General features: G+C 75.2%; 18 protein-coding genes, 1 pseudogene and 1 riboswitch. Of the genes and pseudogenes, 8 read left to right on the top strand and 11 right to left on the bottom strand.

The window, feature by feature from the left end:
• Positions 1-35 precede the first annotated feature (35 nt).
• From ppk2 to OIE69_RS21340, 3 genes are all read right to left on the bottom strand, one after another.
• Entirely contained in the window at positions 36-932 is an 897-nt protein-coding gene (ppk2, locus tag OIE69_RS21350) for a polyphosphate kinase 2 (protein WP_326573913.1), read from the bottom strand.
• 130 nt (positions 933-1,062) lie between these two features.
• Positions 1,063-2,592, bottom strand: coding sequence for a PstS family phosphate ABC transporter substrate-binding protein (locus OIE69_RS21345; RefSeq protein WP_326573910.1), 1,530 nt, complete (start codon positions 2,590-2,592; stop codon positions 1,063-1,065).
• Positions 2,593-2,707: 115 nt separating this feature from the next.
• A complete protein-coding gene (locus tag OIE69_RS21340) occupies positions 2,708-3,172 on the bottom strand; it encodes a DUF4442 domain-containing protein (RefSeq protein WP_326573908.1) in 465 nt (154 codons plus the stop codon).
• 223 nt (positions 3,173-3,395) lie between these two features.
• On the opposite strand from OIE69_RS21340, the gene OIE69_RS21335 reads away from it, so the two are divergent.
• On the top strand, positions 3,396-4,133 hold the full coding sequence (locus tag OIE69_RS21335; RefSeq protein ID WP_326573906.1) for a DUF4142 domain-containing protein: 738 nt from the start codon (positions 3,396-3,398) through the stop codon (positions 4,131-4,133).
• A gap of 4 nt (positions 4,134-4,137) precedes the next feature.
• Here OIE69_RS21335 and cobN read toward each other — a convergent pair whose 3' ends face one another.
• The gene (gene cobN, locus OIE69_RS21330; RefSeq protein ID WP_326573904.1) at positions 4,138-7,749 is read right to left on the bottom strand and encodes a cobaltochelatase subunit CobN; all 3,612 of its coding nucleotides are present in this window, start codon (positions 7,747-7,749) and stop codon (positions 4,138-4,140) included.
• A gap of 52 nt (positions 7,750-7,801) precedes the next feature.
• Positions 7,802-7,886, bottom strand: a riboswitch (cobalamin riboswitch).
• Positions 7,887-8,013: 127 nt separating this feature from the next.
• On the opposite strand from cobN, the gene cobG reads away from it, so the two are divergent.
• Genes cobG through OIE69_RS21315 form a run of 3 tightly spaced genes read left to right on the top strand, consistent with a single transcriptional unit; the run spans position 8,014 to position 11,476 of the window.
• Positions 8,014-9,354, top strand: coding sequence for a precorrin-3B synthase (gene cobG / locus OIE69_RS21325; protein WP_326573902.1), 1,341 nt, complete (start codon positions 8,014-8,016; stop codon positions 9,352-9,354).
• Positions 9,351-9,983 carry a precorrin-8X methylmutase gene (locus OIE69_RS21320; RefSeq protein WP_326573900.1) on the top strand — a complete coding sequence of 211 codons (633 nt, stop codon included), beginning with the start codon at positions 9,351-9,353 and terminating at the stop codon, positions 9,981-9,983. Before cobG ends, OIE69_RS21320 begins: the two co-directional genes overlap by 4 nt.
• Positions 9,980-11,476: a precorrin-2 C(20)-methyltransferase gene (locus tag OIE69_RS21315; RefSeq protein ID WP_326573898.1), complete on the top strand. Its 1,497-nt coding sequence runs from the start codon at positions 9,980-9,982 to the stop codon at positions 11,474-11,476. The genes OIE69_RS21320 and OIE69_RS21315 overlap by 4 nt, the downstream gene beginning before the upstream one ends.
• 13 nt (positions 11,477-11,489) lie before the next feature.
• Here OIE69_RS21315 and OIE69_RS21310 read toward each other — a convergent pair whose 3' ends face one another.
• Entirely contained in the window at positions 11,490-12,248 is a 759-nt protein-coding gene (locus OIE69_RS21310; protein ID WP_326573896.1) for a cobalt-precorrin-6A reductase, read from the bottom strand.
• Here OIE69_RS21310 and OIE69_RS21305 point away from each other — a divergent pair.
• Positions 12,234-13,370, top strand: a complete 1,137-nt coding sequence (locus OIE69_RS21305; RefSeq protein ID WP_392567668.1) for a cobalt-precorrin-5B (C(1))-methyltransferase — start codon at positions 12,234-12,236, stop codon at positions 13,368-13,370. The genes OIE69_RS21310 and OIE69_RS21305 overlap by 15 nt on opposite strands.
• A 146-nt stretch (positions 13,371-13,516) precedes the next feature.
• Positions 13,517-13,594 (top strand): annotated as a pseudogene (locus OIE69_RS21300) (DUF3224 domain-containing protein); the annotation flags it as partial.
• Positions 13,595-13,753: 159 nt separating this feature from the next.
• Here OIE69_RS21300 and cobM read toward each other — a convergent pair.
• Complete coding sequence (gene cobM / locus OIE69_RS21295; protein WP_326573892.1) at positions 13,754-14,524, bottom strand: precorrin-4 C(11)-methyltransferase; 771 nt, start codon at positions 14,522-14,524, stop codon at positions 13,754-13,756.
• Entirely contained in the window at positions 14,521-15,768 is a 1,248-nt protein-coding gene (cbiE, locus tag OIE69_RS21290) for a precorrin-6y C5,15-methyltransferase (decarboxylating) subunit CbiE (RefSeq protein ID WP_326573890.1), read from the bottom strand. Before cbiE ends, cobM begins: the two co-directional genes overlap by 4 nt.
• Before the next feature lie 102 nt (positions 15,769-15,870).
• Between cbiE and OIE69_RS21285 the strand changes: the two genes are divergently transcribed.
• Both OIE69_RS21285 and OIE69_RS21280 read left to right on the top strand, forming a co-directional pair.
• Positions 15,871-17,082, top strand: a complete 1,212-nt coding sequence (locus OIE69_RS21285) for a threonine synthase (protein WP_326573888.1) — start codon at positions 15,871-15,873, stop codon at positions 17,080-17,082.
• Between the two features lie 9 nt (positions 17,083-17,091).
• A complete protein-coding gene (locus tag OIE69_RS21280) occupies positions 17,092-18,036 on the top strand; it encodes a ribose-phosphate diphosphokinase (RefSeq protein ID WP_326573886.1) in 945 nt (314 codons plus the stop codon).
• On the opposite strand, the gene OIE69_RS21275 is transcribed toward OIE69_RS21280, so the two are convergent.
• Genes OIE69_RS21275 through OIE69_RS21260 form a run of 4 tightly spaced genes read right to left on the bottom strand, consistent with a single transcriptional unit; the run spans position 18,037 to position 20,922 of the window.
• Positions 18,037-18,258, bottom strand: coding sequence for a hypothetical protein (locus OIE69_RS21275; RefSeq protein WP_326573884.1), 222 nt, complete (start codon positions 18,256-18,258; stop codon positions 18,037-18,039).
• Positions 18,255-18,653: a hypothetical protein gene (locus OIE69_RS21270; RefSeq protein WP_326573882.1), complete on the bottom strand. Its 399-nt coding sequence runs from the start codon at positions 18,651-18,653 to the stop codon at positions 18,255-18,257. Before OIE69_RS21270 ends, OIE69_RS21275 begins: the two co-directional genes overlap by 4 nt.
• Positions 18,654-18,700: 47 nt before the next feature.
• Complete coding sequence (locus tag OIE69_RS21265) at positions 18,701-20,197, bottom strand: sensor histidine kinase (RefSeq protein WP_326573879.1); 1,497 nt, start codon at positions 20,195-20,197, stop codon at positions 18,701-18,703.
• The gene (locus OIE69_RS21260) at positions 20,194-20,922 is read right to left on the bottom strand and encodes a response regulator transcription factor (protein ID WP_326573877.1); all 729 of its coding nucleotides are present in this window, start codon (positions 20,920-20,922) and stop codon (positions 20,194-20,196) included. Before OIE69_RS21260 ends, OIE69_RS21265 begins: the two co-directional genes overlap by 4 nt.
• Positions 20,923-20,994: the final 72 nt, after the last annotated feature.

Genomic DNA, 20,994 nt, shown 5'->3' with positions numbered 1-20,994 from the left:
CGGGGTGGACGGATCGTCCACTCCGGGGGTAATGCTCAGGCCTCGCCGGCCTCGAGCAGGTTCGCGGCGGCGCCGACGATCCTCGGGTCGGGCACGCCCACGACCTCCTCGTCCTTGTCCCCGTAGTCGAAGCGGCCCAGCACGCTGCGCATCGCCTCCACGCGGGCCCGCTTCTTGTCGTTGCTCTTCACGACCGTCCAGGGCGCCTGCTCGGTGTCGGTCTCCCGGAACATCGTGACCTTGGCATCGGTGTAGTCGTCCCACCGGTCCAGGGACGCCAGGTCCATCGGGCTGAGCTTCCACTGCCGCACCGGGTCCACCTGGCGGATCGTGAAGCGGGTGCGCTGCTCGTCGCGCGACACGGAGAACCAGAACTTCACCAGGTCGACGCCGTCGTCCACGAGCATCCGCTCGAACGCGGGCGCCTGCCGCATGAACCGCTGGTACTCGTCCTCCGTGCAGAAGCCCATGACCCGCTCCACGCCGGCCCGGTTGTACCAGGACCGGTCGAAGAGCACGATCTCCCCCGCGGTCGGCAGATGCTCCACGTACCGCTGGAAGTACCACTGCCCGCGCTCGCGCTCGGTCGGCTTCTCCAGTGCCACCACCCGCGCCCCGCGCGGGTTCAGGTGCTCGGTGAAGCGCTTGATCGTCCCGCCCTTGCCGGCCGCGTCACGCCCCTCGAAGACGATCACCAGCCGCCGGCCGGTCTCCTTGATCCAGCTCTGCAGCTTCAGCAGCTCTATCTGCTGGAGCCGCTTGTGCCACTCGTACTCCTTGCGCTCCATGCGGAAGTCGTACGGATAGTTCTCGCGCCACGTCTCGACCGGGGAGCCGTCAGGACGGATCAGCACGGGGTCGTCCTGGTCGGTGTAGTCGACCTGCATCCCGGCGAGCAGATCCAGGTCCGCGGGGTGCGGGAGCGTCGTCATGTCGCCTCTCACCTCCGGGTCCGCGCGAACGCGCGTACGTCTGACCCCACGGTAACGCCGCCCCCCGCCACCCCGCCCCACGCCCCGGCGAACCCCGTGTGACCGGCCCCGGTACATCTCGCGTACGCCGTCAGGGGCGGCAGCGGTCGAGGCCCTCGGGGCTGTAGCAGGGGAGGTGGCCGTGGGACCTGACCACGTCCTGGCCGGCGCCGCGGATCATGTACGTGAGGAAGCTCGCGGCGAGGGAGCCCGTGGCGGGGCGGTCGTAGGTGTAGGCGTACTCGATCTCCGTGAAGGGGTAGCTGCGGTCGCCGATGGCGGCCGGGGTGGGCGTGCGGCCGTTGACGGCCAGGGTGTGCAGGCCCGGGGAGGCGGTGGCGGCGCGCAGCTCGCCGTAGCCGATGGCGCCGGGGAGGCGGGCGACGGTCTTGAGGACCTGGTCGGTGCTGTCCAGCTCGCAGCGGATGACCTTGTCGTCGGGGGAGTTGCGGTTGCGGCAGTCGCGTGAGGTGAACGCGGGCTCGCCGTGGCCGCCGAGGACGTGCCGGCGGAACAGGTCGCGGGTACCGGAGTCGGCGTTGCGGCTCACGAGGAGGACGGGCAGGTCGGGGCCGCCCAGTTGGCTCCAGTTGACGACGGAACCGCTGTACACGCGGCGTATCTGGTCGACGGTCAGGTCCCTGACGGGGACGTCGTCGTTGACGACCAGCGCGAAGGCGGAGACGGCGACGCGGTTCTCGTCCAGGCGGGGATTGCCGTCCGGTTTGGGGCCGTCGGAGAGGGCGACCACGCCGGGGGACCCGGCGTCGGCCAGCTCGCGGACGCCCTCGTTGCTGCCGTGCGCGTCGACCGTGATCCGCGTGTCGGGGCAGTCCGCGGCGTAGCGGCGGGCGAGCTCGTCCACGACCGGGGCGAAGGCCGTGGAGCCGGTGACGGTGAGCCGTCCGGTGGCGCAGCCGATGGGCGGCGGCGGGTCCTCGCGCACCACGATGATGCCGGCCAGGACGGTCACGCAGAGCGTGAGCATGATGGTGAGCCATCGGGCGGCCCGGCTGAACAGCGGCGGTTTGGAGTCGACCGGCATGGCCTTGTTGGGGACCACCACGCCGTCGCGGATGCCCCCGCTGATCCGGACCCCGCCGCCGATGTGGCCGCCGGTCAGGAGCACGAGCAGCTTGAAGTGCTGGCCCCGGTTGAGGGGGACGCGCGGCAGATGGATCACGTTGCCCTGGTGCCGCACGCCGCCGGTGTCCCCGGCCGGGGCGAAGTGGTCCATCAGCGGCCCGGCGTCGGCCTCGGTGACGGCCACGCCCCGCACCGTGCGGCCGGCGAAGACGACGGTGAGCGCGCGGTCGGGGTCGCGGTTGGTGTAGTCGGAGTCGGTGACGGCCTCGCCGCCGTCGTTCTCGACGCGGATCAGGACCAGCGTGGCGTCCGACATGTCGGGGAGGTCGTTGAAGAGCCCGATCCGCACGCTGCGGCCGCCGCCCCCGCCGTCGGGGTCGTCGCTGCCGATGGGCGTGTCCATCTGCACGCGGTAGCCGATGCGCCGGCGGCGCGGGACGCGGCGCTCGTACCAGACCACGCCGACGGAGACCACCAGACCGAGCAGCGCGGTCAGCACCGCCACCACGTTGTCGGCGCTCAGCCAGTCGCCCACCTCTCGCCCCGCTCCCCGCTGGTCCCTCCTGCAGTGCGGTCACCGTACGGCGCGAAACGCGCCCCGGCGGCGCCGTCCCTGTCCCGCCGTCAGATGTTCGCCGGGCGTTTCCCGGTCAGGCGCGGGAGACCCGGCGGACGCTCCAGGCGAAGCCGCCGCGGCACACCACGGCACCCGTGGCGTCCCTGATCTCCGCGACCGTCGCCAGCCGCGCGCGGTCGCCGGCCCCGGACAGCACCTCCCGCAGCGCGCGCCGCGCGGGCGCGCCCAGCGCGCAGGAGGCCACCAGCCGGCCACGCGCGGGGGCGAGGAACTCGACCGTCGCCGCGGCCCCGAGCGGCACCACGCCGTCGAACTCCCCCGGGACCTCGACCGCGGCGACCACCGCGGCCAGTCCCGCCGCGTCCAGCAGGGCGATCAGCCCGCTGGAGTGCAGGCTGCCGATCACGTTGGTCAGCCCGTACGGGGTGTCCAACGCCACCTCGGCGGCGCAGTCCACGGCCCGAAGCACCTGGATCCCGGCGGTCCGGTGGGCCGGAACGGGTTCCAGCAGGGAACGCGCCAGCCCGGTGGCATCCATCCACCCAGGCTCGCGCTCCCGGCCGACGTCCGCGTTACGGGGAACCGTCGCCCCGCCCAAGAGCCGGGGCGAGGGAGACATACCCCCAACATTTGCACAGGCGAAAGTTTGCACCGTACCAACAACACCTGTCGGCGCTCAGGAAAATCACACAGGAGTACCGTCCCGGCGCGGCGGGCTCTACCGTCCGGAAGCGCGTACGAATCCCGACCATGGAGGCGCGATGAAACCCAACCGGTTCACGGCGGGGACCGCCCTGGTCGCCGTAGCGCTGGTGTGCACGATCGCCGCGCTCGTGTACCCGGCGATGTCCGGGGCCAATGTCGCGGCGTCCTCCCCCGAGGCACAGGCGGTGACCACCCCGTACGGGCCGCTGACCCCCCTCGACCGGGAGTTCGTCGTCAAGGTGCGGCTCGCCGGGCTGTGGGAGTTCCCCGCCGGGCAGATGGCGGAGCAGAAGGGCACGACGCAGGCGGTCAAGACCGCCGGGCGGCACCTCATCGACGGGCACACCGCGCTGGACAGCGCCGACCGCACGGTGGCCACACAGCTCGGCATCGCGCTGCCCAACCAGCCCACGCCGCAGCAGATGGGCTTCCTCGGCACCCTGTCCTCCGCCTCCGGGGGCGACTTCGACAGCAAGCTCGCCAACATCCTGCGGCTGACCCACGGCCAGATCTTCAACACGATCGCCAAGGTCCGCTCCACGACCATGAACAGCCTCGTACGGCAGCTGGCCGACCAGGCCAACGACACCGTGCTGGACCACATCACGGTCATGGAGCAGACCGGGCTGGTGGACTTCCCGCAGATCGTCGCGCAGACCACCGCCGGCCCGACCACCGACCCCAAGGACCTGATCGCGCCGACGCCCGTCCCGGGCGAGCCGACGCTCGTCGTCAACCCCTCGGCCGGGCCGCCCTCCACGGCGCCGTCCTCGGCCGCGCCGACCATCGGCTGACGACCTACTCCCCGCCCTCCAGGTCGCCCTCCGTCTCCAGGAAGGCCTGGCGGAGCTGCTCGACGACCTCCGGGTCCGGCTCGGCCCACATGCCGCGCGACTCCGCCTCCAGCAGCCGCTCCGCCATGCCGTGCAGGGCCCAGGGGTTGGCCTCCTGGAGGAAGGCGCGGTTCTCCGGGTCCAGGACGTAGGTGCGGGCCAGCTTGTCGTACATCCAGTCGGCCACGACGCCGGTCGTGGCGTCGTAGCCGAAGAGGTAGTCGACGGTGGCGGCCAGTTCGAAGGCGCCCTTGTAGCCGTGCCGCCGCATCGCCTCGATCCAGCGGGGGTTGACGACCCGGGCGCGGAAGACCCGGGACGTCTCCTCCGCCAGGGAGCGGGTGCGCACCGTCTCCGGCCGGGTGGAGTCGCCGATGTACGCCTCGGGGGAACGGCCGGTCAGCGCGCGGACGGTGACGACCATGCCGCCGTGGTACTGGTAGTAGTCGTCGGAGTCGGCGATGTCGTGCTCGCGGGTGTCGGTGTTCTTCGCGGCCACCGCGATCCGCCGGTAGGCGGTCTCCATCTCCTCGCGGGCCGGGCGCCCGTCGAGGCCGCGCCCGTAGGCGTAGCCGCCCCAGACAGTGTAGACCTCGGCGAGGTCGGCGTCGCTGCGCCAGTCCCGGCTGTCGATCAGCTGCAGCAGGCCCGCCCCGTACGTCCCCGGCCGGGAGCCGAAGATGCGGGTGGTGGCGCGCCGTTCGTCGCCGTGCGCGGCGAGGTCGGCGCGGGTGTGGGCGCGCACGAAGTTGGCCTCGTCCGGCTCCTCGAGGCCCGCGACCAGCCGCACCGCGTCGTCCAGCAGGCCCACGACGTGCGGGAACGCGTCCCGGAAGAAGCCGCTGATGCGCAGGGTGACGTCGACTCGCGGACGGCCCAGCTCCTGCGCCGGGACGGCCTCCACGCCGGTGACGCGGCGGGACGCGTCGTCCCACACCGGCCGTACGCCCAGCAGCGCCAGCGCCTCGGCCACGTCGTCGCCCGCGGTGCGCATCGCGCTGGTGCCCCACAGCGACAGGCCCACCGACTGCGGCCAGGTGCCGTCGTTGTCCTCGCGGTAGCGGGCCAGCAGCGAGTCGGCGAGGGCCTGGCCGGTCTCCCAGGCGAGCCTGCTGGGCACGGCCTTGGGGTCGACGGAGTAGAAGTTGCGGCCGGTCGGCAGCACGTTGACCAGGCCGCGCAGCGGCGAGCCGGAGGGGCCCGCGGGCACGAAGCCGCCGTTCAGCGCGTGCACGACGGCCTCGGCCTCGTCCGTCGTACGGGCCAGCCGCGGCACGACCTGCCGGGCGGCGAAGTCCAGCACGCGGGCCACGTCCTCGGACAGGCCCTTGGCGACCTCGGCGACGGACTCCGGCGCCCAGCCGGCGTCCTCCATGGCCTGCACCAGCGCGCGGGCCTGCTCCTCGGCGGCGTCCGCGGACACACGGGTCGCCTTCGACTCGTCCAGCCCCAGGGCCTCGCGCAGGCCCGGCAGCGCGGCCGTACCGCCCCAGATCTGCCGGGCGCGCAGGATGGCCAGCACCAGGTTGACCCGCTCGGCACCGGCGGGGGCCCGGCCCAGCACGTGCAGACCGTCGCGGATCTGGGCGTCCTTGATCTCGCAGAGCCAGCCGTCGACGTGCAGCAGGAAGTCGTCGAACTCGGCGTCGTGCGGCCGGTCCTCCAGGCCCAGGTCGTGGTCGAGCTTCGCGGCCTGGATCAGCGTCCAGATCTGCGCGCGCACGGCGGGCAGCTTGGCCGGGTCCATGGAGGCGATCGCGGCGTGCTCGTCGAGCAGTTGCTCCAGGCGCGCGATGTCGCCGTAGGAGTCGGCGCGGGCCATCGGCGGCACGAGGTGGTCGACGAGGGTGGCGTGCGCGCGGCGCTTGGCCTGGGTGCCCTCGCCGGGGTCGTTGACGAGGAACGGGTAGATCAGCGGCAGGTCGCCGAGGGCGGCGTCGGGACCGCAGGCGGCGGACAGGGCCGCGTTCTTGCCGGGCAGCCACTCCAGGTTGCCGTGCTTGCCCAGGTGGATCATCGCGTCCGCGCCGAAGCCGCCGTCGGCCTGGGCGGCGGCGATCCAGCGGTAGGCGGCGAGGTAGTGGTGGGAGGGCGGCAGGTCCGGGTCGTGGTAGATCGCGATCGGGTTCTCGCCGAAGCCGCGCGGCGGCTGGATGAGGATCAGCAGGTTGCCGCGGCGCAGCGCCGCCAGCACGATGTCGCCCTCGGGGTTGGCGCTGGTGTCGACGAACATCGCGCCGGGCGGCGGGCCCCAGTGCTCCGTCACCGCGTCCCGCAGCTCCCGCGGCAGCGCGGCGAACCAGCGGCGGTAGTCGGCGGCCGGGATGCGGACCGGGTTGGCGGCCAGCTGCTCCTCGGTCAGCCACTCCCGGTCGTGGCCGCCCGCGTCGATCAGGGCCCGGATCAGCTCGTCGCCGTCACCGGAGACCAGGCCCGGGATCTCCTCCCCGGGCCCGAAGTCCCAGCCCTCGGCGCGCAGCCGGCGCAGCAGCGCGACCGCGCTGGCGGGGGTGTCGAGGCCCACCGCGTTGCCGATGCGGGAGTGCTTGGTCGGGTACGCGGACAGCACGAGCGCCAGACGGCGCTCCGCGACCGGGATGTGCCGCAGCCGCGCGTGGCGGACGGCGATGCCCGCGACACGGGCGGCGCGCTCGGCGTCGGGGGCGTAGACGGGCAGGCCGTCCTCGTCGATCTCCTTGAAGGAGAACGGGACGGTGATCAGCCGGCCGTCGAACTCGGGGACGGCGACCTGCGTCGCGGCGTCCATCGGGGACAGGCCCTCGTCGCTGCCCTCCCACACCTCGCGGGAGGAGGTCAGGCAGAGCGCCTGCAGCACCGGCACGTCCAGCGAGGCGAGCGCGCCCGCGTCCCAGGCCTCCTCGTCGCCGCCCGCCGAGGCGTCGGCCGGGCGGGTGCCGCCGGCCGCCAGCACGGTGGTGACGACGGCGTCCACGCCCCGCAGGGCGTCCAGCAGTTCGGGTTCGGGCGCGCGCAGCGAGGCCACGTACAGCGGGAGCGCCCGGGCGCCGGCCTGCTCGATCGCGGCGCAGAGGGCCTCCACGAAGGCGGTGTTGCCGCTCATGTGGTGGGCCCGGTAGTAGAGGACGGCGACCAGCGGGCCGTCGGTCACCGCGGCGGCTCGCTCCAGCCTGCCCCAGGAGGGCGCGGAGGCGGGGGGCTCGAAGCCGTGGCCGGTGAGCAGCACCGTGTCGGACAGGAAGCGGGCCAGCTGCGCCAGGTTGGCCGGACCGCCGTGCGCGAGGTACGCGTGGGCCTCGGCCGCGATCCCGACGGGGACGGTGGACAGCTCCATGAGCTGTGCGTCCGGGGCCTGTTCGCCGGTGAGCACGACCACCGGGCGGGGTCCCGCGAGGAGCGCGTCCAGTCCCTCCTCCCAGGCGCGGCGCCCGCCGAGGAGCCGTACGACGACCAGTTCGGCGCCGTCGAGGAGGCCGGGCAGGTCGTCCTGCGGCAGCCGGGCGGGGTTGGCGAAGCGGATCGGGACGGGGCCGCCGGCGGCGTTCGCGGCGCGGGCGCTGAGCAGGTCGGTGTCGGAGGTCGACAGCAGCAGGATCACGTCGGACGTGCCTTCCTCGGGGTCCGCGCCCCGGGCCGGTGGAGGACGGCGGGAGTTCCTGGCTCCCAGGGCCCGGCGCTCGCGCGCCGGCCCCGGTGACAGTGGCGGGACCGCACCGGAATCGCACCGGTTTCCTCCGCTGATGCCGTCGATGGCGTGGGCGCGGCTGGGTGGCCTGCCCGCGCAGCATAGTAAGCGCTGGGCCTGCCGTACGGACCCCTCGGGCCGCACGTCCCCGAAGTACCCGCAGGTATGCTCGCGGCCATGCCGTCGCCCTCCGATCCCCCCGTGAGCGGCGCCTTCGCCGCAGCGACGGCGGGGCGCGGACGCGACGACGCCTGCCCCGGAGCACTGCGGCTGCACGCCGCCGACGACGGCGCACTGGCCCGGATCCGCATCCCCGGCGGCCTGCTGACGATGCGTCAGGCCGAGGCGCCGGCGACCGCCTCGGACCGCCTCGGCGACGGCCGCATCGACCTCACCTCCCGCGGGAACCTGCAGGTGCGCGGGCTTCGCGACCCCGGCGCGGGGACGGAGCCGGCGGCGCTGCTCGGCGAGGCCGGACTGCTGCCCTCGTGGGCCCACGAGCGGGCCCGCAACCTCGTCGCCTCACCGCTCGCCGGGCTCGACGGCCGGGGCCACGGCGACCTGCGGGGCTGGATACGGGAATGGGACGCCCTGCTGTGCGAGAACCCGGCGGCCGCCGGGCTCTCGGGGCGCTTCCTCTTCGCCCTCGACGACGGCCGCGGCGACACCGCCGCGCTCGGCGCCGATGTGACATTGATCGCGCTGCCCGGCGCCGCCACCGCCGAACTCCGCCTCGCCGGACGGCCCGTCGCGCAGGTACCGGCCGCCGACGCGCCGCGCTGGGCGGTGCGCGCCGCGCAGACCTTCCTGACGCTCGCCGCCGAACGCGGCGCCCGTGCCTGGCGGATCGCCGACATCGACCCGGACGGCACGGCGATCGCCGCAAGGCTGCGTGCGGAAGGCGCCCCGCCCACTGAACCCTCGGACGCCGGATCCCCGGACGCCACCGCGGGCGGCCCGCCCCCGCTCGGCCTCGTCCCGCACCCCGACGGAACCACCTGCGCGCTGTCCGTGGGCGTACGCCTGGGCCGTCTCACCACCGGGGCGTGGCGGCTGCTCGCGCGGATCGCCGGGACCGGCGCCGGGGAGCTGCGGATCACCCCCTGGCGCGGTGTCGTCCTGCCGGGCCTGCCGCGCGCCGCCGCGCAGGAGGCGCTGGACCGCCTGGCCGCGGCCGGCTTCCTGACCGGCGAGGACTCCCCGTGGCGCGGCGTGACCGCCTGCGCGGGACGCCCGGGATGCGCCAAGTCGCTGGCGGACGTGCGCGCCGACGCCGGGGCGGCACTGCGCGACGCCGCCCCGGACCCGGGACACCGCCTGCTGCCCGCGCACTTCTCCGGCTGCGAACGCCGCTGCGGCCACCCGGACGGCTCGTGGGTCGACGTGGTCGCCGGCGCCGACGGCCGCTACCGCGTCGCCGTGGCGGGCACCACCGCGGCCACCACCGCCGCGGACCTGCCCACCGCCCTGGACACCGCCCGCCGCACCAGCACCCCACCACCCCCGAGGACGACGTGATCGAGTACGAGAAGGACGGACCGGAGATCTACCGTCAGTCCTTTGCCATCATCCGCGCCGAGGCGGAACTCGACGCTCTGCCGCCGGACGTGGCACAGGTCGCCGTCCGCATGATCCACGCCTGCGGCATGACCGACCTCGTACGGGACCTGGCCTACAGCCCGTCGGTGGTCGCGGACGCGCGCGCCGCGCTGCGCGCCGGGGCGCCGATCCTCTGCGACGTGCAGATGGTCGCCAGCGGCGTCACCCGCGAGCGGCTGCCCGCGGACAACGAGGTGGTCTGCACCCTCTCCGACCCCGCCGTCCCGGCCCTCGCCGCCGAACTCGGCACCACCCGCAGCGCCGCCGCCATGGAGCTGTGGCGGGACCGCCTGGAAGGCGCCGTCGTCGCCGTCGGCAACGCCCCGACCTCCCTGTTCCGGCTGCTGGAGATGATCGAGGCGGGCGCACCGCGCCCCGCCGCGGTCATCGGCGTGCCCGTCGGCTTCGTCGGCGCCGCCGAGTCCAAGGACGCCCTGGCCGCGCACCCCTCCCGTCTGGAACACCTGGTGGTGCGGGGCCGGCGCGGCGGCAGCGCCCTGGCGGCCGCCGCCCTCAACGCCCTTGCGACCGAAAGCGAAATCGTATGACCACCGGCCGTCTCTACGGAGTGGGCCTCGGCCCCGGCGACCCCTCCCTGATGACCGTGCGGGCCGTGGAGGTCATCCGCTCCGCCGACGTCGTCGCGTACCACTGCGCCCGGCACGGCCGCAGCATCGCCCGCTCCATCGCCGCGGCGCACATCCGCCCCGAGCAGATCGAGGAGCGGCTGATGTACCCCATCACGACGGAGACCACCGACCACCCCGGCGGCTACCGGGGCGCGCTGGACGACTTCTACGCCGCGTCCGCTGAACTGCTCGCCGCACACCTGGACGCCGGGCGCACCGTCGCCGTGCTCGCGGAGGGCGATCCGCTCTTCTACGGCTCGTACATGCACATGCACAAGCGGCTCGCCGACCGCTACCCCGCCGAGGTGATCCCCGGCGTCACCTCCGTCAGCGCCGCCGCCGCCCGCATCGGGCGGCCCCTGGTCGAGGGCGAGGAGGTGCTGACGATCCTGCCCGGCACCCTGCCGGAGGAGGAGCTCGCCGCGCGCCTCGCGACGGCGGACGCGGCGGCCGTGATGAAGCTCGGCCGCACCTTCCCCGCCGTGCGCCGGGCAATGGAGACGGCCGGACGGCTGGCGGACGCCCACTACGTCGAGCGGGCCACCATGGACGCCGAACGCCGGGAGATGCTGGCCGACGTCGACCCGGAGTCCGTGCCCTACTTCGCCGTCGCCGTGCTGCCCAGCCGTGTCGACGAGCGGCCCGCCGCGGACCCGTCCCCGGCGGACGGCGAGGTCGTGGTCGTCGGACTCGGCCCGGCCGGGCCCATGTGGCTGACGCCGGAGGCGAGGTCCGCGCTCGCCGGGGCCGACGAACTCGTCGGCTACACCACCTACATGGACCGCGTCCCGGTCCGCCCCGGGCAGCTGCGGCACGCCTCCGACAACCGCGTCGAGGCCGAACGCGCCGAGTTCGCCCTCGACCTCGCCCGGCGCGGGCGGAAGGTCGCCGTAGTGTCCTCGGGCGACCCGGGCGTCTTCGCCATGGCCACGGCCGTGCTGGAGGCCGCCTCCGCCGAGCCCTACCTCGGCGTCCGCGTACGGGTCGTGCCCGGCATCACCGCCGCCCAGTCGGCGGCGGCGCTCGCGGGCGCGCCCCTCGGCCACGACTACGCGGTCGTCTCGCTCTCCGACCGGCTCAAGCCGTGGACGGTCGTCGAGGAACGGCTGCGCGCCGCCACGGCCGCCGACCTGGTGCTCGCCCTCTACAACCCGGCCTCCCACAGCCGCAGGACGCAGCTGGAGAACGCGCTGAAGGTGCTGCGCGAGGGCCGTGTGCCGGGCACGCCCGTGGTCGTCGCGCGGGACGTCGGCGGACCCGAGCAGGCCGTACGGGTCACGACGCTGGAGGACCTGGACCCGGCGACCGTCGACATGCGGTGCGTGCTGCTCGTCGGATCGTCGCAGACGAGGGCGGTACGGCGCGGCGACGGCACCACGGTGGTGTGGACGCCCCGGCGGTACCCGGCCTGACGCGGGGCCCCGCTCAGGCGGTGCGCGCGCGGAGCCACTCCAGCGCGCCCGGCACGTCCGGGACGACGGGCACGCCCCCGGGGACGGGCGGGCGCTCCACGACCACCACGGACAGGCCCAGTTCGCGGGCGGCCGCGAGCTTGGGCGCGGTGGCGGTGCCCCCGCTGTCCTTGGTGACCAGCACGTCGACGCGGTGCCGGCGCATCAGCTCCAGCTCCCCGTCCAGGGTGAACGGGCCCCGGTCCAGCAGCACCTCCATCAGCGGCGGGTGCGGCGGCTCCGGGGCGTCCACCGAACGCACCAGGAACCACAGGTCGGTGACCCCGGCGAAGGCCCCCAGCCCCGTACGGCCCGTGGTGAGGAAGACGCGCCGCCCGAGCCCCGGCAGCACCCGGGCCGCCTCGGCCAGTGAGGCCACCGGGTGCCGGCGGTCCCCGGGGCCTGCGACCCAGCCGGGGCGGCGCAGGGCGAGCAGGGGAACATGGGTGGCCGAGGCCGCCTCGGCGGCGTTGAAGGACATCGTCCCGGCGAAAGGATGGGTGGCGTCGATGACCGCGTCGACCGCGTGCGCGCGCAGCCACGCCGCGAGCCCCGCGGGGCCGCCGAAGCCTCCGGTGCGCACCTCCCCGGGCGGCAGCCGCGGCCGTTCCACCCGCCCCGCGAGCGAGCTGGTCACCCGCCACGCCGCCGGGTCGGCGGCCAGCGCCTCCGCGAGGCGGCGCCCCTCGGTGGTGCCGCCCAGGACGAGGACGTGCCGCTGTCTGCCGGTCATCCCCGCACCCTACGGTGCGCGGTGAGCGGCGGCCGGAGCGCCCAGCTGGAACGGACCGGGCTGCGGCACGGCTGGACCACCGGCGCCTGCGCGACGGCGGCCGCCACCGCCGCGTACACCGCCCTGCTGGGCGGCGAGTTCCCCGACCCGGTGACGATCACCCTGCCCAAGGGGCAGCGGCCCGCCTTCGCCCTCGCGGTGGAGGAGCGCGGCCCCGGCTGGGCCATGGCCGGCGTCGTGAAGGACGCCGGCGACGACCCCGACGTCACCCACGGCGCCCTGGTCCGGGCCACGGTGCGCCACGGCGCCCCCGGCAGCGGGGTCGTCTTCCGCGCCGGTCCGGGCGTCGGCACGGTCACCCGCCCCGGCCTCCCGCTGGCCGTCGGCGAACCCGCCGTCAACCCCGTCCCGCGCACGATGATGCGCGAGCACCTCGCGGAGGTCGCCGCCCGCCGCGGCGCCGCCTGCGACGCGGAGATCACCGTCTCCATAGACGACGGCGAGGAGTTGGCGCGCCGCACCTGGAACCCGCGGCTCGGCATCCTCGGCGGGCTGTCGGTGCTCGGCACCACCGGCATCGTGGTGCCGTACTCCTGCTCGGCCTGGATCGACAGCATCCGGCGCGGGGTGGACGTGGCACGCGCGGCCGGCCGCACCCACGTCGCGGGCTGCACGGGGTCGACGTCCGAGAAGGTGGCCGCCGCCGTGCACGGCCTGCCCGAGGACGCGCTGCTGGACATGGGGGACTTCGCTGGCGCCGTGCTGAAGTACCTGCGCCGCCATCCGGTGCCGCGCCTCACGATCGCGGGCGGCTTCGCCAAGCTCTCCAAACTGGCCGCGGGCCACCTCGACCTGCACTCCTCCCGCTCCCAGGTCGACAAGGCCTTCCTCGCGGACCTGGCCCGCCGCGGCGGCGCGGACAAGACCCTGGCCGAGGCCGTCGCCACCGCCAACACCGGCCTCCAGGCCGTCCAGTCGTGCCTCGCCCACGGCGTCCCGCTCGGCGACCTCGTCGCCGAGGCCGCCCGCCGCACCGCAATGGGCGTCCTGCGCGAGGCGCCCGTCGCGGTCGACGTCATCTGCATCGACCGCGCCGGGACGATCGTCGGCCGCGCGGGCTGAGGCACGCCCGCGGGGCGGGGTGCGTCGCCAGGCTCGGAGCATGAGAGCCGCGGGTACGTTCAGCGTCAGGGCATTCGTGCCGACCGGACTCGTAACTCGTACCGGAGCCGGCCGTCACCACCGGGACGCCGGTCGGCGTCGCCACGATCGAGAAGACCTTCGAGGGGTCGCTCGACGGCCGCGAGGGCACGTTCGACTTCGCCCACTCGGCGACGACCTCCGGCAGCGACCGCGCCTCCGACTTCTTCGTCATCGTCCCCACCAGCGGCACCGGCGAACTGTCCGACAGCTGTCGCGCCGTCTCGCGCCCTTCGGGCGCAAAGATGCGGGCTGCGGAGGGGGAGGGTGGGGGGGCCAGCCGAACCACCACCCCCCCTCCGCCCCTAGCTGGGGGCGCCGCAGTCCGTCGCGTGCCGGTGGACGCGCTCGGCGGAGTACAGGTGGCTGTCGCGGAACTGCTCCGCGCCCAGCGTGCGGCCGACGATGATGACCGCCGTACGGACCACACCGGCCGCCTTCACCTGGTCCGCGATGTCCTCCAGCGTCCCGCGCAGCACCAGCTCGTCGGGGCGCGAGGCCATCGCGACGACGGCCGCCGGGCAGTCCGCCCCGTAGTGCGGGGTGAGTTCGGACACGACGCGGTCGACGTAGCGGGCCGCCAGGTGCAGCACGATCAGCGCGCCGCTGCGGCCCAGCGTCGCCAGGTCCTCCCCCTCCGGCATGGGCGTGGCCTGCTGCGCGACCCGGGTGAGGATGACGGTCTGGCCGACGGTCGGCACCGTCAGCTCCCGCTTCAGGGCCGCCGCGGCCGCCGCGAACGCGGGGACGCCGGGCACGACCTCGTACGGAACTCCGGCCGCGTCGAGGCGGCGCATCTGCTCGGCGACGGCGCTGAACACGGACGGGTCGCCCGAGTGCAGCCGGGCCACGTCGTGGCCCTCCTCGTGGGCGCGGACCAGCTCGTCGGTGATCCGGTCGAGCGTGAGCTGCGCCGTGTCCACCAGCCGCGCGTCCGGCGGGCACTCGGCGAGCAGTTCGCGGGGGACGAGGCTCCCGGCGTACAGGCACACCTTGCTGGCGGCCAGGATCCGCAGGCCGCGCAGTGTGATCAGGTCGGCTGCGCCGGGGCCGGCGCCGATGAAGTGGACGGTCATGGCTGCGCTCCCGCGGGTTTGACGGCGGACCACTGGGTGACGGGCATGGCCTGGCGCCAGCCCGTGAAGCCGCCGACCGGGGCGGCGTGCGCGACGGCGAGCCGGACGAGCTCACCCCCGTGCCGTGCGTACCACCGGGCGAGCAGGGCCTCGGACTCCAGCGTGACGGTGTTGGCGACCAGCCGCCCGCCCGGCCGCAGGGCCGCCCAGCAGGCCTCCAGGAGGCCGGGGGCGGTGAGCCCGCCGCCGACGAAGACGGCGTCGGGGACGGGCAGTCCGTCCAGTGCCGCCGGGGCGGCCCCGGTCACCACCCGCAGCGCCGGGACGCCGAGCGCGAGCGCGTTCCGGGTGATGCGCTCCGCGCGGACGGCGTCGCGCTCCACGGTGACCGCGCGGCAGGCGCGGTGCGCCCGCATCCATTCGACGGCGATCGAGCCCGAGCCGCCGCCCACGTCCCACAGCAGCTCACCGGGCGCGGGGGCGAGCGCGGCGAGGGTCGCGGCCCGTACGTGGCGCTTGGTGAGCTGCCCGTCGTGCTCGTACGCGGTGTCCGGCAGCCCGGGGACGAGGCCCAGCCGCGGTACGGCGGGGTCGGCGGGCTCCGCGGCGCACTCGACCGCGACGACGTTCAGCGGATCGCCGGGCGGGTGCGGCCAGTCGCCGGCGGTGCCGTCCACGATCCGTTCGCGGGCCGAGCCCAGCTGCTCCAGCACCCGCAACCGGCTGGCGCCGTAGCCCCGTTCGCGCAGCAGCCCGGCCACCGCCGCAGGGGTGTCCGCGTCCCGGCTCAGCACCAGCACCCGGCGCCCGTCGTGCAGCGCGCCCGCCAGCGCGGGCAGCGGCCGCCCGACCAGGCTCACCACATCGGCGTCCTCCACCGCCCAACCGAGGCGGGCGCAGGCGTACGACACCGACGAGGGGTGCGGGAGGACCCGCAGGCGGTCCGCGCCCAGCACCTCGGTGAGCGTCCGCCCGATGCCGTGGAACATGGGGTCACCGCTGGCCAGCACCGCGATCCGCCGCCCCGCGTGGGCGGCGATCAGCCCCGGCACGGCCGGCCGCAGCGGCGACGGCCAGGCGACCCGCTCGGCGGTGACCTCGGGGGGCAGCAGTTCGAGCTGGCGCGGGCCGCCGACGACGACCGCGGCACCGGTGAGCGCCTCCCGCGACGCCGCGGTCAGTCCGGCCCAGCCGTCGGCTCCGATACCGACGACGGCCACGGGGGCGGACGCGTCGTCGTCCATCACGGTCACCTCGGGAGTCGGCGGGAACGGTCGGGCACAGCAGCCGCACTTTACGTGACGTGCCAGGTGAGCCCCGGGCCCGGGGCCACTACCCTCGGATGCGTGGCAACGGACTCCCTGGCCGTCGGCCAGCGTTCGCTCGGTGACCCCGCCGTCGGCTACCCCCTGTGGCCGCCGCTGACGGAGGGCTGCCCGCGCACGAGCACGGACAGCGTCTCCTACCCCGTCGAGGTCGACTACGCCTACGACCGCGTCCCGGACGGCCTGTTCGGCTCCGCCGACGCCACCGCCGCCCGGCACGGCCTGGACCGCTGGGCACCGCTGCTGCCGCCGCTCGCGGCGCCGGGGCTGGGCGAGGGCGGCACACCGCTGGTCGACCTGGGCGGCGGGGTCCTGGTCAAGGACGAGTCGCGCAATCCGACGTGGAGCCACAAGGACCGTCTCAACCGCTGCACGGTCAGCGCGGCCCTCGCCTGCGGCGCGCCCGGCGTCGTCGTCGCCTCCTCCGGCAACCACGGCGCCTCGGCCGCCGCGTACGCCGCGCGGGCCGGGCTGCGCTGCGTCGTCCTCACCTCCCCGCAGCCGCCCCCGGCGGTCGTCTCCTTCCTGCACGCCTACGGCGCCGAGGTGCTGCCCGTGCCCGTGGAGGCGCGCCGGCCGCTGATGCGCCGCGTCCACGAGGAGTACGGCCTCCACCCGGTGAGCAGCCTCACCCCGACGCACACCGGGCACCCCTTCGGCGCGGAGGGCTACAAAACCGTCGCGTACGAGGTCTTCCGCGAAGTCGGCCTGCCCGCGGCGGTGTTCGTCCCCACCGGGTACGGGGAACTGCTCTTCGGCGTCGCCAAGGGCTTCGCCGAGATCCGCCGCCTGGGCCTGGCCTCCGCCGTCCCACGCCTGTTCAGCTGCGAGCCCGCCGCGGGCGGCCCGCTCGCCGCCGCCATCCGCCGGGGACTGCCCGCGGTCACCGTGCCGGTCGGCCCCACGGACGCCTACTCCATCGCCTGCCAGGTGGGGGGTTACCGCGGTGTCCGGGCGATGGGCGACAGCGGCGGGGAGGCCCTGCTCGTCGCCGACGCCGAACTGGCCGGGGCCCGCCGCGAACTGGCCCGCGCGGGCCTGTGGACGGAGCTGTCCGCCGCGGCCGGTCTGGCCGGCCTGCGCCAGTACGGCGCGGACCGCTTCGACGGGCCCGTGGTGTGCGTGTCCACGTCCAGCGGTTTCAAGGACATCGCGGTGGGAACCCTGCGCGTGCCCCCGCCGGCCCCGGACTGGGCCACCGTACGCCGCCGCCTGGACGAACCACGACTCTAGGATGGCCGCGTGCCCGACATCGTGGTCTTCAGCGGCAGTGCCCATCCTCGGCTGGCTGCGGAACTCTGCGCCCATCTGGGCGTGTCGCTCAGCCCGGCACGCGTCAGCCGTTTCGCCAACGACTGCCTGGAAGTGCAGTTGCAGGCCAACTGCCGCGAGCGGGACGTCTTCCTGATCCAGCCCCTGGTCGCCCCCGTTCAGGAGCACCTGGTGGAGCTGCTGATGATGTGCGATGCCGCGCGGGGCGCGTCCGCGGGCCGGATCACCGTGGTCATGCCGCACTACGCCTACGCGCGCTCCGACAAGAAGGACGCCCCCCGCATCTCGATCGGGGGGCGTCTCGTCGCCGACCTGCTGGTCACGGCGGGGGCGAGCCGGGTGCTCACCATGACCCTGCACTCCCCGCAGGTACACGGCTTCTTCAGCGTCCCCGTCGACCACCTGCACGCGCTGCGCGAGCTGGCGGCCCACTTCCGCGGCAACGACCTGTCGCGCACCACGGTGGTCTCTCCCGACCTGGGCAACGCCAAGGAGGCGGCCGCCTTCGCCCGGATGCTCGGGGTGCAGGTCGCGGCCGGGGCCAAGCAGCGGTTCGCCGACGACCGGGTCAGCATCGGGTCGGTGATCGGCGAGGTCGCCGGCCGGGACGTGATTGTCCTGGACGACGAGATCGCCAAGGGCAGCACGGTCCTGGAACTGCTGGCGCGGCTGCGGGAGCTCGGCGCCCGTTCGGTCCGCGTCGCCTGCACGCACGGCCTGTTCGCGGCGGGCGCCCTCAAGCGCCTGTCGGAGCAGCCGGACGTGCTGGAGATCGTGTGCACCAACACGGTGCCCGTACCGGAGGAGGAGCACACGGAGAAGCTGCGGGTGCTCTCCGTGGCGCCCGCGCTGGCCGAGGCCGTGCGGCGGATCCACGACGGCGAGTCGGTCAGCGCCCTGTTCGACCCGGCCTGATCAGCCGTCCCCGCGTGCCGCGTCGGCGTCCGCCGCGGCGGCCGCGCTCTCCGCGTCGTCGACGATGCGGGCGAGGTCCGACGGAACTGCCGGGGCGTCGCCCGCGGGCGCGGTGGCCGGGGCGGTGGGGGCCGAGGCGGAACCCCCGGACGGGCCGCAGGCGGTGAGCAGTCCCGCGCAGGCCGCCGCGGCCACGGCCAGTGCCGCGAGGCGGCGGGTCACGAGGCGGCCCCGTTGTCGTGGGCGGCGCACCAGCTGCGGACCCGCGCGAGGTCGGTGCGGCGCTTCTCCAGGGTCGCCACGAGGGACTTGCGGAAGGTCAGCCGGTCGTTGAGGTAGGTCGCGATCTCGTCGTGCCCGGCGGCCTTGGCATGGGCGACCCGCTTCTCCAGCCGCTCGACCGAACCGCGCCGGGTGACCGGCCCGTTCAGCCGCTTAAGCGCGCGGTCGATGCGCGCGTCGATCTTCCCGGCGCGCTTGCACAGGCCCTTGGCGCCGTCCCCGGTGGGCGCGGCGGCCGGGGACGGGCTGCCGCCGCTGTCGGCGGTGGCCGGGCCGGCGAGGCCCAGCAGGGTGACGACGGTGGCCAGGGCCACGACGGTGGTGCGGGCTCGCATGAGGTCCTCCCTCGGGTCGGAAGCGCGGAGCGCCTTCACCACGGAAGCTAGGGACCGTCTTTGTGGAAACCTTGTGGCTCCCCGGAGCGTTCCGACAGCCAGTCGCGGCGCGGCAGCGGCAGGGTCGGTTCCGGGTCGCGGACGCCGCTGAGCGGGAGCCGCACCTCGAAACGGGTGCCGGGCGTGCCGTCGGGCCGGTACAGCACGGCGATCGTCCCCCGGTGCAGCGCGATCTGCTGGGCGACCAGGGTCAGTCCGAGCCCGGAACCGGGGCTGTCGGGACGCCGGTGGAAGCGGGCGAAGACGGCGGCCCGCGCCTCGGGCGGGATGCCGGGGCCGTGGTCGTCGACGGTGAGGACGACGGCCGGGGCGCGCTCGTCGCGGCTGCGCCGCAGCAGCACCTCCACGTCGGGCCGCCCTCCCGGAGCGCGGCCGTGGACGGCGGCGTTGGCCAGCAGGTTGTCCGTCAACGAGCGCAGCCCCTGCTCCCAGCCGTGGACGAGGAGGCCCGGCGCGGCCGTCACCTCGACCCGCGCCTCGGGGTGGCGACGCCTCAGGCCGGCCGCGGAGGCGTCGACGAGTTCGGCCGCGTCGACCGGGCCGAAGGCGTCCTCCTCGACGAGGTCGCCCTGGGCCAGGGCGCGCAGCATGACCAGCAGGCCCAGCACGCGGGCGTGTTCGGCGCGCAGGTCGTCCACGACCTCCTGGCGTTCGTCGTCCGGCAGGCCGGGGTGGCCGGCGAGGATGTCGAGGTTGGTGCCCATGCTCATCAGCGGGTTCCGCAGCTCGTGGGAGGCGACCGCGGCGAACGAGCGGGCGGTGGCGAGCGCCTCGCCGGTCCTGGCGGCCTGCTCGTCGTAACGGGCGAGCACGGTCTGCAGCGTGTGCGCCAGGTCGTCGACCTCGGTGATCCGGGCCGGGGTGTGGTCCAGGCGTACGGCGCTGACGCGCGGGTCGAGGCCGCTCGCACGCTGCTGGAGCCGGCGCAGCGGGCGGACGGCGCGGCCCGCCGCGGTCCAGGCCAGCAGCCCGGACACGGGGGCGGCCAGCAACGCCACCGTCACCACCCGGCGGCGCACCTGCTGCAGCTGGGTCTTCGTGGCGGCGTCCGGCGAGAACAGCCACAAGGTGCCCCCGACCCCCTTGCGGCCGCCGTTCACCGGTACCGACAGCACGCGCCAGCGGACACCCCCGGCCCGGATCGTGACCGGTGCGGACGCGCGGGCGGGCAGCGGCGCCGACGCGTCCGGCTGGGGGCCGCCCGACACCGTGCCCTCGGGACCGGTCAGCCGGATCCCCACGTCGAGGGCGGAGCTGAACAGCCTGCGGGTGCGGGCCTGTTCGGCGGCCGGACGGTCCGCGGCGGTGGCCCGCAGCAGGGCCTTGGCGTCCGCCGCGACGGCCGTGGCGCGCTCCCGCAGATGGGCGTCCTGCTGGGCGTGCAGGTCGGCGGCGACCAGCCGGATCAGCAGGGCCCCGGAGGCGAGGACGAGCAGCGGGACGACCACGCCCACGGCGAGCGCCACCCGCGTGGACAGCCTCACGACCGGTCGTCCCGGTCGTCCCGGTCGTCCCGGTCGTCCCGCAGGACGAAGCCGACGCCGCGCACCGTGTGCAGGATCCGCGGCCGCCCGCCCGCCTCCATCTTGCGCCGCAGATAGCTGACGAAGGTGTCCACGGCGTCCGTGCGCACGTCGAAGTCGTAGCCCCAGACCCGGTCCAGCAACTGGTCGCGGGTGAGCACCAGCCCGGCGTTGCGCGCGAGGACCTCCAGCAGCTCGAACTCCCGCCGGGTCAGCGCCAGGGGCTCCCCGTCCAGCCGGGCCTCCCGCGTCGCGGGGTCGACCAGCAGGCCCCCGGCGCGCACCCGCCCGCCCGCGGCGGGGGGCCGGCGGCGCAGCAGCGCCTGCAACCGCAGCACCAGTTCCTGCAGCGCGAACGGCTTGACCAGGTAGTCGTCCCCGCCCGCCTGGAGCCCGGCGACCCGGTCGGCCGCCTCGTCCAGGGCGGAGAGCATCAGGACCGGGACGTCGTTGTCCTCCTCGCGCAGCGCGCGGCACACCTCGATCCCGCTGAGGTCGGGCATGGAGATGTCGAGGACCACCACGTCCGGCGCCCCCTCGCGTACGGCGGCGAGCGCCGCCCTGCCGCCGTCGGCCAGGCTCACCGAGAAGCCGTCCAGCCGCAGCCCCCGCTGCAGGGACCGGCGTATGGCCGCGTCGTCGTCGGCGACCAGAACCCGGCCACCCGTGTGCGCATTGGTTCTCACGGCCGCGATGGTAGGCGCAACCGCCCGGCCACGAGCAGGCCCCGGGAGCGGGCGGTCCCGGCACCACCCGGG

Origin of the sequence: Actinacidiphila glaucinigra (assembly GCF_035918135.1) — a bacterium.
GTDB classification, from domain to species: Bacteria; Actinomycetota; Actinomycetes; order Streptomycetales; family Streptomycetaceae; genus Actinacidiphila; species Actinacidiphila glaucinigra.
Note: the sequence above shows the minus strand (reverse complement) of the source record. Positions and strands in the feature narration are given on the sequence as shown.